The sequence below is a fragment of the Amycolatopsis sp. NPDC005003 genome (assembly GCF_053600695.1).
Map to the genome: position 1 here is coordinate 272591 of NZ_JBSGAI010000002.1, position 11306 is coordinate 283896.

Annotated in this window: 13 protein-coding genes; 8 read left to right on the top strand and 5 right to left on the bottom strand. The window is 73.9% G+C overall.

The window, feature by feature from the left end; translation table 11 throughout:
- Position 1 precedes the first annotated feature (1 nt).
- Positions 2–133 (bottom strand): hypothetical protein, encoded by a 132-nt coding sequence (locus tag ACWED2_RS03605; RefSeq protein ID WP_449688866.1) that lies wholly within the window; start codon positions 131–133, stop codon positions 2–4.
- A gap of 73 nt (positions 134–206) precedes the next feature.
- On the bottom strand, positions 207–524 hold the full coding sequence (locus ACWED2_RS03610; protein WP_449688867.1) for a hypothetical protein: 318 nt from the start codon (positions 522–524) through the stop codon (positions 207–209).
- Between ACWED2_RS03610 and ACWED2_RS03615 the strand changes: the two genes are divergently transcribed.
- Positions 523–1560 carry an NADPH:quinone reductase gene (locus tag ACWED2_RS03615; protein ID WP_449688868.1) on the top strand — a complete coding sequence of 346 codons (1038 nt, stop codon included), beginning with the start codon at positions 523–525 and terminating at the stop codon, positions 1558–1560. The two genes, ACWED2_RS03610 and ACWED2_RS03615, sit on opposite strands and share 2 nt — an antisense overlap.
- A 248-nt stretch (positions 1561–1808) precedes the next feature.
- Here the strand turns inward: ACWED2_RS03615 and ACWED2_RS03620 are convergent, their stop codons facing one another.
- Complete coding sequence (locus ACWED2_RS03620; protein ID WP_449688869.1) at positions 1809–4541, bottom strand: BTAD domain-containing putative transcriptional regulator; 2733 nt, start codon at positions 4539–4541, stop codon at positions 1809–1811.
- Between the two features lie 122 nt (positions 4542–4663).
- Between ACWED2_RS03620 and ACWED2_RS03625 the strand changes: the two genes are divergently transcribed.
- A complete protein-coding gene (locus ACWED2_RS03625) occupies positions 4664–5140 on the top strand; it encodes a hypothetical protein (protein ID WP_449688870.1) in 477 nt (158 codons plus the stop codon).
- Between the two features lie 3 nt (positions 5141–5143).
- Here the strand turns inward: ACWED2_RS03625 and ACWED2_RS03630 are convergent, their stop codons facing one another.
- Entirely contained in the window at positions 5144–6091 is a 948-nt protein-coding gene (locus ACWED2_RS03630) for an alpha/beta hydrolase (protein WP_449688871.1), read from the bottom strand.
- A 368-nt stretch (positions 6092–6459) separates the two neighbouring features.
- Here ACWED2_RS03630 and ACWED2_RS03635 point away from each other — a divergent pair, with 368 nt between their 5' ends.
- Positions 6460–7482 carry a helix-turn-helix domain-containing protein gene (locus ACWED2_RS03635; RefSeq protein ID WP_449688872.1) on the top strand — a complete coding sequence of 341 codons (1023 nt, stop codon included), beginning with the start codon at positions 6460–6462 and terminating at the stop codon, positions 7480–7482.
- A 161-nt stretch (positions 7483–7643) separates the two neighbouring features.
- On the opposite strand, the gene ACWED2_RS03640 is transcribed toward ACWED2_RS03635, so the two are convergent.
- Positions 7644–8612, bottom strand: coding sequence for a TIGR01777 family oxidoreductase (locus ACWED2_RS03640; RefSeq protein ID WP_449688873.1), 969 nt, complete (start codon positions 8610–8612; stop codon positions 7644–7646).
- A gap of 434 nt (positions 8613–9046) precedes the next feature.
- On the opposite strand from ACWED2_RS03640, the gene ACWED2_RS03645 reads away from it, so the two are divergent.
- From ACWED2_RS03645 to ACWED2_RS03665, 5 genes are read left to right on the top strand one after another with little or no spacing between them, the layout of a single operon-like run.
- Positions 9047–9499, top strand: a complete 453-nt coding sequence (locus ACWED2_RS03645) for an NDR1/HIN1-like protein (RefSeq protein ID WP_449688874.1) — start codon at positions 9047–9049, stop codon at positions 9497–9499.
- A gap of 55 nt (positions 9500–9554) precedes the next feature.
- A complete protein-coding gene (locus tag ACWED2_RS03650; protein WP_449688875.1) occupies positions 9555–10004 on the top strand; it encodes a hypothetical protein in 450 nt (149 codons plus the stop codon).
- Positions 10001–10477 (top strand): hypothetical protein, encoded by a 477-nt coding sequence (locus ACWED2_RS03655; protein WP_449688876.1) that lies wholly within the window; start codon positions 10001–10003, stop codon positions 10475–10477. Before ACWED2_RS03650 ends, ACWED2_RS03655 begins: the two co-directional genes overlap by 4 nt.
- Positions 10474–10917, top strand: coding sequence for a hypothetical protein (locus ACWED2_RS03660; RefSeq protein WP_449688877.1), 444 nt, complete (start codon positions 10474–10476; stop codon positions 10915–10917). Before ACWED2_RS03655 ends, ACWED2_RS03660 begins: the two co-directional genes overlap by 4 nt.
- A 44-nt stretch (positions 10918–10961) precedes the next feature.
- Complete coding sequence (locus ACWED2_RS03665; RefSeq protein ID WP_449688878.1) at positions 10962–11297, top strand: competence type IV pilus major pilin ComGC; 336 nt, start codon at positions 10962–10964, stop codon at positions 11295–11297.
- The last annotated feature ends 9 nt before the right edge of the window (positions 11298–11306 follow it).

An 11306-nucleotide genomic window follows, 5' to 3' on the forward strand; every position in this document is an offset into this window, starting at 1 on the left:
CTCAGGCGCGGGTGGCCGCCGAGATCCGCTCGACGACCTGCCGGGGGCCGATCCCCCAGCGCTCGGCGAGCTCGGAGATCGGCGCCCCCGCCGCGTACTCGGCGGCGATCATGCTGTCGACGACGCCGGCCACGGGTGCCCGGGCACCGGGGGTGCTCCACGTCCGTCGCGGACGTCGACCGAGGTGCTGCACGTCAGTGGTCCGCTCACCGCCCGGCTTTGTCGGGCTCACGCGGCGGATTCGGATTGTTCGCCTTCGCGCGCGCCGCGTTGAACACGGCGTCGAAGATCGGCGTCGGCTCACCGTCGTCGCGCTTCGGCCGTTCGTCCCCCGAAGTACCCTTTTCCTCTCCCACGCGCCCAGTTTCTGCGACGGCCGCCGATTCCGCTGACGCGAGCACCGAAAATCGCCCGGCCGGGGGATCCTGTTTTCGCGGTTTCCCGACGTCGAAAAACGATTTCCCGGCGCGCATTTCCGCGGACGGCGGGAATATCCCGGCCGGTCCGCGGATTGCACCGGGCATGAAGGCAGTCGTCTACCGCCGCCACGGCGGACCCGAGGTGCTGGAGCTGTCGGAGCGGGCCGTCGCGGACCCGGGACCGGGCGAGGTGCGGGTCCGCGTCGTGGTCTCCGCGGTCAATCCCACGGACTGGAAGGCCCGCAGCGGCCTGCGCGCGGAACCCGGGGCCGAAGTCCCGGAAACGGTCCCCAACCAGGACGGCGCGGGCGTGGTCGACGCGGTCGGCCCGGACGTCACCGGCTTCGCGCCCGGCGATCGCGTGTGGCTGATCATCGCCGGCGCGTACGGGCCCGCGTCCGGCACGGCACAGGAGTACACGGTGCTGCCGGCGTCGAAGCTGGTGCGCCTGCCCGACGGCGCCGGCTTCGACGAGGGCGCCGGGCTCGGCATCCCGGCGCTGACCGCGCACCGGGCGCTCACGGTCGCCGAGGACGGCCCGTCGCGGCTCGCCCCCGGCGCGCTGGCCGGGCGCACGGTGCTGGTCAGCGGCGGGGCGGGCGCGGTCGGCAACGCGGCGATCCAGCTCGCCCGCTGGGCCGGGGCGACGGTGATCGCGACGGTCAGCAGTGCCGGGAAGGAGGCGCTCGCCCGGGCGGCCGGCGCCGACCACGTGCTGCGCTACCCGGACCCCTCGCTGGGCACGCGAATCCGTTCGGTCGCCCCGGACGGGGTGGATCTGGTGGTGGAGGTCGCGATGGGGGTCAACGCGAAGCTGCACACGGAGGTGTTGCGCCCCCGAGGCACGGTCGCGACGTACGGCGACGACCGGGGCACCGGGACGGTGAGCCTCGACTTCGGGCCGAACCTGTGGCTGAACGCGCGGTACCAGTTCCTGGTCCTGTACACGGTGGGCGAGGACAAGCTGCGGGCCGGCGCGGAGGACATCACGGCGGCGATGGCCGACGGCGCGTTGCGGGTCGGCGAGGACCGCGGGGTGCCGATCCACCGGTTCCCCTTGGAGGAGACGGCGAAGGCCCACGCGGCTTCGGAGGACGGGATCACCGGGAAGGTGCTGATCGACGTCGGTCCGGCGGACTGAGCTCCAGCCGGGCTATGCGCCCCAAGGCGGCCTTGGGGTCTTGCGCCCCCAAGCCGCCTTCGGCGCGTTCCACGCCCGAAGGCGGCTTTCGGTGCGTCCTGCGCCCCAAGGCGGCCTTTGGCGCGTCCCACGCCCGAAGGCCACATCGGGCCGCTTGCGGGCTTGCTCCAGCCAACCCGTCCGCGCGACCCCGCCCGGCGTGAGCGGCTTTCCTGTCGCCGGACAGGAAAGCCGCTCAGGGCACCAGCTCAAGACAACGCGGCCTCCGTCAGCCCGATTTCCTCCTGCACCGCCCGGCCCGCCCGCAGATGGCGGTCCGCCTCCGCGTTCCGGCCCAGCGCCCCTTCGGCGGCCCCCAACCCCAGCAGCGCCCGCGCCTCTTGAGCGCGGTAGCCGATCCGGCGCGCCGTCGTCAGAGCCAGGCGGTGGGCCGAGGCCGCCGCGGCCGGGTCGCCCTGTGCCCGGGCCGCCGCGCCGAGGCTGTTCGCCGCCATCGTCAGCAGGAGCGGGTGGTTCAACCGGCCGAGGATCGCGCAGGCCCGCTCAGCGTGCGCGTGCGCCTCCGCGGGGGCGCCGTCCGCCAGCAGGACCTCCGCGAAGTCGATGCGGCTCCACGCCTCCCCGAAGCCGTAGCCGGCCTCGACCGCCGCCCGGACCGCTTTCGCCGCCGTCGCCCGGGCCTCCGGGAGGCGCCCGAGGCGGGCCAGCACCAGGCCCAGCTGGGCACTCGCCAGGATCGCGCCGCGCGAGTCGCCGAGTTCCTCGCGGATGGCACGGGCGCGCGCTGCCGACGTCAGCGCGTCCTCGTACCGGCCGAGCACCTCCTGGGCGTTGCTGAGGTTGCCCCAGGCCACGCACGCCACCGCGTGGCTGCCCGTTTCCCCGGCCAGCGCGAGCGCCTGCCGGTAGAGGCCGTCCGCGTCCACGTACCGGCCGAGCATGCCGTGCACCGCGCCCATCCGGGCGAGCGCCGCCGCCTCGGCCGCGCGGTCGCCCGACTCGCGGACCAGCCGGAGCCGCTCCGCCGTGGTTTCGACCGCCTCGGCCAGCCGCCCGGTCTCCCAGTGCGCCGTCGTGAGGTTCGCCAGGCCGAGCTGCCGGGCGTGCGGGTCGCCCAGCCGGTCCGCGGCCGCCACGCCCGCGCGGGCCAGCGCCGTCAGCTCGTCGCGGTGCCCCTGCTCCCGCAGGGCGGCCACCGCGCGGTCGGCGATGCGCCAGGCGTGCTCGTCGTGACCTTCGAGCGCGGTGACGGCGACCAGGTTGGCGCGCTCGGCGGCGAAGGAGAATTCGCCGTCGCGGTAGTGGTCCAGGAGCCGGGTCAGCGCCGCGGCGGCCTCGGCCGGGTCCGCCACCGCCCGGGCGTGCTCGGCGATCAGGTCGTGGAACCCGTAGCGGTCCGGAGCCGGCTGCCGGAGCAGGTGGGCGTCGAGCAGGTCCTCGAGCAGCCGCTCGGCCTCCGTGACGTCCGTGCCGTAGAGCGCGGCCGCCGCCGCGGCCGCGAAGTCGCCACCCGGGTGACAGCCCAGCACCCGGAACATCCGCCGCCGAGACGGTGTGAGATCGCGGTAGGACAGCGCGAACGCCGCCGCGACGTCCCGGCCGCCCGCGCGCAGCTCCCCCAGCCGAAGCCGTTCCGAACCCAGCCGCGCCACCAGGTCGTCCACCGTCCACAGTGGACGTGCGTGCAGCCGGGCCGCGGCGATCCGCAGCGCCAGCGGCAGGTACCCGCACAGCCGGGCGACCGCCGCGCCGGGCCGTCCCCCGGCCGCCGCCGCGAACAGGGTCTCGGCTTCCGGCGGCGGCAGGACGTCGAGGGAGAGCGCGAGCGCGCCGTCCACCGCGGCGAGCCGCCGCCGGCCGGTCACCAGCACCCCGGCGCCGCCCGGCAGCAGCGGCACCACCTGGCTTGCCGAGCCGGCGTTGTCGAGCACGACGAGCAGCCGCCGCCCCGCCACCCGCGAGCGCCACAGCGCCGCACGCTCGTCGAGCCCGTCCGGCTGGCGGCTCGCCGGCACGCCGGTCTGCATCAACAGGGCGGAAAGCGCGGCTCCGGCCGGCAGCGGGTCGCGGCCCGGCGTGTGGCCGTGCAGGTCCACGAACAGCTGCCCGTCCGGGAAGTCCCCGGCGGCCCGGTGCGCGACCCGGACCGCGAAGGCGGTCTTCCCGACCCCGGCCATCCCGTCGACCACCACCGGCCGCCCGGAGCGCAGCGCCTCGAGGGCCGCGGCGACGCCGTCCGCGCGACCGGTGAAGTCCGGGACGTCGTAGGGCAGGAAACAGCGGCCGGGCGCGGGCTCGTCGTGTAGCAGCCGCTCGTAGGACGCCCGCAGCGACGCGCCCGGCGTGATCCCGAGTTCGTCGGCCAAGCGCCGCTTCGCGCGCTGGTAGACGTCGATGGCGTCGGCTTGGCGGCCCGCGCGGTGCAGCGCCCGCATGAGCAGCCCGACCAGGCCTTCCCGCAGCGGGTGCTCGGCGACCAGCGCGGTCAGCTCGGCGACGGTGTCACTGTCCCCGGCGTCTACCTCGGCGGCCAGGCACTGTTCCAGCACGGCCAGCCGGCGCTCCTCGAGGCGTTCGGCGTCCGGGCGCAGCGCGGCGCTGTCGACGCCGGCGAGCGCGGGGCCCCGCCAGCAGTCCAGGGCCGCCCGGTACTCGCCGCGGGCGGCCAGGTCCTCGAACGCGTCGAGGTCGAAGGTGCCGGGCCGCAGCGTGAAGCCGGGACCTTCGGCGGCGAGGACGTCTTCGCCGGCGCCGGCCGCGACGAGCGCGCGCCGCAGGGCCGTGGTGAGGTTGCGGACCTGCCGCACCGCCGTCGCCGGGGGTTCGCCGTCCCACACGACGTCGACCAGCCGGGACACCGGCACCACCCGCCCGGCGCCGAGCAGCAGCGCCGCCAGGATGCGTTCCTGGCGCGGCCCCGACGGCCCGATCGGCCGCCCGCCGCCGAGCACTCGCACCGGACCCAGGACGCGGAACTCCATCGCTCACCCCGTGGGCGAGGTTAGCGACCGGCGCGGCGGCGCCGGTGCGGAAGTGATGCAGCTGTGATGCACCGCCGCGGCAGGGTCGGGGCTCCGATCACGAGCCGGCGGAGGGAATGCAGATGCGCAAGTGGGGTTACGCGGCGTTGGGTACCGCGTTGGTGGCGGGCGTGCTCGGGACACCGGCCGCGGCGGCCGGCGACCCGGCCGGTGGCGGGCAGCAGCACTGCCGGCAGGCGTTCGACCACGCCGTCTGGGAGGACATGGACAGCTACAACAAGCGCGATGCCGCCCGCTACCGCGCGATCATCCACCGCGACATGGTGACGGTGGGCCGCCGGGGCAACCTCTACATCGGCTACGACGCGAACGTGAACCCGGTGCTGGAGCAGTTCAAGGTGCCCTACGAATATTCGATGCCGTGGACGGTGACGCACACCGTCGTCGAGGACTGCAAGATGGGCTTCGCGATCCTGGACGCCCACTACCTCGAGCCGTCGCACGGCATCGACCGCCACTACACCATCAGCCTGACGCTGGTGCGCGAACACGGCCGCTGGCAGGTCGTCAAGGACACCGTGACCGAGGTCGTGGCCTGACGCTCAGCCGAGCCCTCGCCGGAGCGCGTCCAGCTCGTCGGCGAACATCCGGCGGGAGATCCCGGCCGTCTCGACCAGGCTCGAACCGTGGAAGGTGCCCGGGTAGAGACGCAGGTCGACGGGCACGCCCGCGTGCGCGAGCCGCTGCGCGTAGGCGATCCCTTCGTCGCGGAGGGGGTCGAACTGGCACGTCGTCACGAAGGCGGGCGGCAACCCGGCCAGGTCGGTGGCGCGCGCCGGGGCGGCGTAGGGCGAGACGTCCGGGCCGCCCGGCTCCGCGCCGAGGTAGCTCGTCCAGCTGTGCACCGCGTTGGGCCGGTTCCAGATCGGCGTGTCGGTGTAGGCGCGCATCGACGGGGTGTCCAGGCGGTCGTCGAGTTCCGGGATGCCGAGGTACTGGAAGGACAGCTGCGGGCCGCCGCGGTCGCGGGCCAGCAGCGCCACCGCGGCCGCGAGGCCGCCACCGGCGCTTTCGCCGGCCACGCCGAGCCGGGCGGCGTCGATGCCGAGCTCGTCGGCCTTGGCCGCCACCCAGGTCAGGGCGGCGTAGCAGTCCTCGACCGGGGCGGGGAACGGGTGTTCGGGGGCGAGGCGGTAGTCGACCGAGACGATCACGATGCCGAGTTCGTCGACCAGGCGGAGGACGTGCGCGTCGAAGGTGTCGAGGTCGCCCATGACGAACCCGCCGCCGTGGATGTAGAGGAGGCCGGGAACCGCGGTGGCACGGTTCGCCGGGGCGTAGACGCGCACCGGGACATCGGGTGCGTCGGACGGACCGGGGACGGCGGTGTCCCGGACGTCGACGGGGTTCGTGGGTTCGTAGGCGGGCAGTACTTCGCTGAGCTGCGCCATCGACGCGCGCGCGGCCAGCAGGGATTCGTGGTCGGTGAGGGTCACGGCCGGGAGCATGTCCAGCCAGGGCACCAGCTCGGGATCGATCGCGTAGGTCATGCTCCGATGATCGGCGGTGAGCGGTGACCTGGGCCACCGCCACGCGGCGGGCGTTGCGGCCCTGACCCTCGCCACGCGGCGGGTATCGCGGCGCTGACGTCCGCTCCGCGGCGGGGTGACGTCCGCCCCGCGGCGGGGCACCTTTGCCGATTCGCGGGACTTGCCGGCAGGCTGGCCTTGCCGAGCCGGCCCTCGCCAACCGGCGACGCTTCAGCCGAGCCGATCCGCGCCATTCCGTGGCGAGCCTCGCCGAACTCAACCTCGCCAACAGGCGACACGCGTTCGCCGAGCCGATCCGCGCCACCCCGCCGCGGGCCGTGCCGCTCCGAAGCTCGCCATCCGGTGGCGGGCGCGCCTATCGTGGCGGGATGAAAGGGCTGCTGCTGCGGCTGTCCGGACTCGACGCCGACGCCGAGAACGCCGTGCGGGTGATCGGGTTCTTCGACCGCCTGATCACCGGCCGCGCCGGGCTGGACGCTCTGGTGCGCAGCACCGCGGAACTGGCCGGCTGCCCCGTCGGCGTGCACGCTCCCGGTCAGGGCCTGTCGCTGCGTGGCGAGCCGGGGGCCGGCGTCGTCACCCCGGCCACGGCGCCCGCGGGAGCCGCGACCCGCACGCTCGAAGGCGGCGTCGTCGTGTGGGTGGCGCGGGCGGGCGCGCCCGTCCCGCTCGACGACATGCTGCTCGAGCGGTTCGCGATCGCCGCCGCCATCCTGCTGGAACACTCCGGCGTGCCGCGGCCCGAACTCGGGGACCCGGCGCTGGTCGAGCTGGTGCTGTCCGAGGACGCCGGCACGGCCGAGCGGTCCCGGGCCCTGCACCTGCTCGGCTTCGGCCCGGCGACCCGGCTGCGCGTGCTCGCGGGCACCGGCGTCGACGCGCTCGCCGGCCGCTCGGCCCGGCTGGGCGGGGTGCGCGCGGTCCTGCTCCCGGGCGAGGTGGCTTCGCTGCCGAGCACCGCCCGCGCGGGCATCGGCCCCGAGGGCCCGGCGATCGAAGTGGCCCGTTCGTGGGCGGCGGCCCGGACGGCCCTGCGGTTCACCTCGGCGGCGGAGCCGGTGGTGTGGTGGGACCGGCTGGGCGGCCTGGCCGTGCTCGCGGACAGGCTCGCGCCGGCGGAACTCGCGGAGCTGGCCGACGTCCGGGCGCTCGACGGCCTGGCGGCCGAGCCCCACGGCGCGGACACGTTGGCGGCGCTGGACGCGCTGTGCGCAACGGGCTCGGCCCGCAAAGCGGCCGCGGCGCTGCACCGCCACCACAGCACGATGCCGGCCCGGCTCGCCCGCGCGGAGACGGTGCTGGGGTTCGAAGTGGACTCACCGGCGGGCCGGTTCCGCCTCCACCTGGCCCTGGTCCTGCGCCGGCTGCGGGACAACGCCGACCCCGGCTGACCGTCCCGAGCGGACCCGGCGCGGCCCGGTCCCCCACGGCGCCTGTCCCGGCCACTCGGCCACCGGCGGCGAGGCACAGAGCTCAGCTGACCCGTCCCGAGCGGACCCGGCGCGGTCCAGTCCCCCACGGCGCCTGTCCCACCGGCGGGGAGACACCGCGCTCAGCTGACCGTCTTCAGCGACTCCCGTGATCGCCGCACCAGGTCTTCGGCTGCGGTGGGCCAGTTCGGGTAGCCGAATTCGAAGCCCGCCTCGGTCAGCTTTCCCGGCACCACGCGGCGGCTCTTCAACAGCAGCTCCGTGTCGCTGCGGAGCACGAACGCGCCGATCTCGGCCAGCCACTTCGTCGCCGGCAGGCCCACCGGTACCCCCGCCGCCGCTCGCAGTGTGCGGAGGAACTCCCGGTGCGGCAACGGCTCCGGGGCCGCCAGGTTCACCGGCCCGCTCAGGTCGTCTCGCGAAACGAGGAAGCCGATCGCGCGGATCAGGTCGTCCTCGTGGATCCACGACATGTACTGGCGGCCGCCCGCGACCGGGCCGCCCAGGCCCAGGCGGGTCAGGCGCAGGAGCATCGCCAGCGCTCCGCCCGGCTCCGGGCTCATCACCATCGCCGTGCGCAAGGCCACCTTGCGCGTGTCCGGGGTGGCCGCCAGCCGCTGCTCGCGCTCCCACGCCTTCGCGATGTCGACGCTGAAGGACCAGTAGGCCGGCACGTCCGGCTCATCGCCGCCGAGGACGCCCGTGGTTTCGTCGTTCGGCGCGTCGAACGTGTGCGCGTAGATCGTCGCCGTGCTCATCTGCAGCCACACCTTCGGCGGGCGGGCCGCGCGGGCGATCGCGCCGCCGACCACCCGGGCCGAGTCGACGCGGGAATTCATCATCTCGCGCAGGTTCGCCGGGGTGTACCGGCAGTTCACCGACCGGCCGGCCAGGTTGAGCACGACGTCGCTGCCGTCGATCTCCGCCGTCCACGAGCCCGGGCCGCGGCCGTCCCAGTGGACCTGGCGCACCCCCGGCTCCGGCCGCGCCTCCCGCCGGGTCAGCACCACCACTTCGTGCCCCTGCCCGACCAGCGCTCGGCTCAGCACCCGGCCCAGGTGCCCGGTCCCGCCCGGAATCACGATCTTCATGAACATGAAACCCCCTTCTCGGTCCTCCCGATCCCACCGTACCCCACGAGTTGAACACGTTCAATTATCACGAGAAGTAATCGCACAACGCGCGGCCCCACCACCACTACGAAGCCGGTCCAAGATCACCGAAGACCCCCACGGAAGATCACGGGACGGTCTCCGCCATTCGGCCGAACGGGTCGGAAAAGCCGCAGGTCACGGTCCCGCATCGGAACTTTTTCCGGGTGAAACACCGGCGTCGTGGCTCGATCCCACGCGCGTAACACGCCGGACGGCCGATGACAAGGGACCTCGGACCTTCGCAGTCGGGCCGGTCGCCCGGGGAGAAGATCGCCTCGGAATTCGCACACTCTTCGTGACGGTCCTCACGGACCAGCCGGACCGCGACCGGGCACCGGCCTTCCCGATGAAACAGCTTCCAGGAGAACCTCATGCGCAAGATCAGCAAGCGGTCCGCGGTCGTCCTCGGTGCCGCCGGTGTGGTGGTCGTCGCCGGTGTCGCCTACGCGGCCTGGACGAGCACCGGCGCCGGTACCGGCTCGGTCTCTTCGACCACGTCGGTCAACTCGGTGATCCAGCCGGGCACGGGCGGCGGCCTCTACCCGGGCGGCAGCACCACGTTCACGGTCACGATCGACAACCCGAACGACTACCCCGTGAAGGTCGACTCGATCAGCGCCGGGAAATCCAACGCCATCGCCGAAACCGCGTGCGCCGCCGAAACCGTCACGAGCGACGCGTCCCCGAACGCCGGGACCATCGCGGCCCACGGCTCCACGACCTTCACCCTCCAGGCGCACATGATCGCCAACCCCGACAACTCGTGCCAGGGCAAGACGTTCACCCTGCCGCTCACCGCCGCCCTCTCCTCGAACGCCTCCTGATCCGCGGCGGGGCGGCGCGCCAACCGCCGCTCCGCCCTTCCCCGGAAGGACCCCGATGTCCAGGTGGCGGATCGGTGTTCCGGTCGGCGCGCTCGCGGCCGTCGTGCTCACGTGGTTCGCGATCGGCCCCGCGCCGGTGGCGAACACCGCGAACGGCAACGGCATCAAGCAGTTCGGCATCGCCGACGTCCCCGGCCGGGCCACCGCGCTGGCGCCCGGCGCGACCGGGAACCGGTGGATCCGGCTGGCCAACGCCGAAAACTTCCCCATCCTCGTCCAGACCGTGACGGCCACGGTCGGCAAGCCCGTCGACAGCCGGGGCCGCGCCGTCCCGGCCTGCCCGGCGGCCTCGGTCCGGGTCGACGCGCTCGCCCGGCCGGTGACGGTGCCCGGCAACGGCACCGCCGACGTCGCCCTCACCACCCACATGCTGCCCGGCACCCCCGACGCGTGCCGGTCGGTCACCTTTCCCCTGACGTACACAGGAACGGCGGTCAAGCCATGAAGAACCCGACCCTGCGCCGCGTGCTCGTGGTCACCACGGTGGTCGGCGCGACGCTGGGCGGCGGGATCGCCGTCGCGGCGTGGACGAGCTCCGGTTCGGGCACGGCCGGCGCGAAAGCGGGAACGGCGGCCGCCCCAACGACCGGGACGGTGGACACCTCGGCGATGACCACGGGGCTGCTCTACCCCGGGGTCAGCGGCGATGCCCTGATCCGGATCACCAACCCCAACCCGTATTCCGTCAAGGTGAGCGACATCGTGGGCGGCGGCACCGCCACCGTCTCAGGCAACAGCGGTACCTGCGCGGGCAACACGGTGACGTGGAACGCGAAGCAGCCGAACACGGTCTTGGCGGCGGGGGCCACCACGACGATCACGGTGGCGGGCGCGGTCTCGATGGCTTCGACCGCTCCCGACGGCTGCCAGGGCGCGGTGTATTCGCTCCCGGTGACGGTCACGGTGGTGAGCCAGTGAGCACGACCCGGGTGGTCTTCGCTGCCGCGCTGGTGGCGGCCGCGTGGACCACGGTGATCAGTGGCCTGGTCGCGGTGGGCGCGGCGAAGGCCGAGGCGGCCTGGCTGAAGTCCGGCCCCGGCACCGGTTACGCCGCGGCCCTGCCGCTGCGGACGCCGAACACCCCGACCACCTCCAACCTGAAATGCAACAACAGTGGCGGAACCGACCCGACGGTCACGGTCAGCTGGACCTACCCGAACGTGCCTCCGCCGCCCGGTTTCGAGGTGCTCTCCTCGCCCACCGCGAACAACGCGAACCCGACCGTCGTCGCGACCACCACCACCGCGATGTCGGCCACCTTCGGCCTGTCCGGCAACAACAAGACCGCCTACCTGAGTGTGCGATCGGTCGCCGGGACCTGGCGGCTCCGCTCCGGGGAGGTGGCGATCTGCAATTGACCCCGGAACACCCCTGAAACCCCTGCAAAGCAAAGGAAAGAACCATGCTGGAGAACCTGCGCGCCGCCCGCGCCAACGAGGATGGCTTCACCCTCATCGAACTGCTCATCGTCGTCGTGATCCTCGGCGTGCTCGCCGGGGTCGTCGTGTTCGCCGTGCAGGCGTTCAACGGCGACGGCAAGGCCGCCGCGTGCAACGCGGACTGGAAGGCCGTCGAGACCGCCAACGAGGCGCTCTACGCCAAGACCGGCGCCTACGCCGCCAACCCGCTGGAGCTCAAGACCAAGGGCTACCTGAAGGACGAACCGTCGACCGCCAACGGCTACACGATCAGCATCGCTTCCGGGGTCGTCACGGCCACCGGCGCCTGCACCCACTGATCCGTCCCG

Bases quoted from the DNA above. Each gene is read 5' to 3' on its own strand.
- ACWED2_RS03615 (WP_449688868.1), top strand. From the start codon at position 523: ATGAAGGCAGTCGTCTACCGCCGCCACGGCGGACCCGAGGTGCTGGAG.
- ACWED2_RS03610 (WP_449688867.1), bottom strand. From the start codon at position 524: ATGCCCGGTGCAATCCGCGGACCGGCCGGGATATTCCCGCCGTCCGCG.
- ACWED2_RS03620 (WP_449688869.1), bottom strand. From the start codon at position 4,541: ATGGAGTTCCGCGTCCTGGGTCCGGTGCGAGTGCTCGGCGGCGGGCGG.
- ACWED2_RS03625 (WP_449688870.1), top strand. From the start codon at position 4,664: ATGCGCAAGTGGGGTTACGCGGCGTTGGGTACCGCGTTGGTGGCGGGC.
- ACWED2_RS03630 (WP_449688871.1), bottom strand. From the start codon at position 6,091: ATGACCTACGCGATCGATCCCGAGCTGGTGCCCTGGCTGGACATGCTC.
- ACWED2_RS03635 (WP_449688872.1), top strand. From the start codon at position 6,460: ATGAAAGGGCTGCTGCTGCGGCTGTCCGGACTCGACGCCGACGCCGAG.
- ACWED2_RS03640 (WP_449688873.1), bottom strand. From the start codon at position 8,612: ATGAAGATCGTGATTCCGGGCGGGACCGGGCACCTGGGCCGGGTGCTG.
- ACWED2_RS03645 (WP_449688874.1), top strand. From the start codon at position 9,047: ATGCGCAAGATCAGCAAGCGGTCCGCGGTCGTCCTCGGTGCCGCCGGT.
- ACWED2_RS03650 (WP_449688875.1), top strand. From the start codon at position 9,555: ATGTCCAGGTGGCGGATCGGTGTTCCGGTCGGCGCGCTCGCGGCCGTC.
- ACWED2_RS03655 (WP_449688876.1), top strand. From the start codon at position 10,001: ATGAAGAACCCGACCCTGCGCCGCGTGCTCGTGGTCACCACGGTGGTC.
- ACWED2_RS03665 (WP_449688878.1), top strand. From the start codon at position 10,962: ATGCTGGAGAACCTGCGCGCCGCCCGCGCCAACGAGGATGGCTTCACC.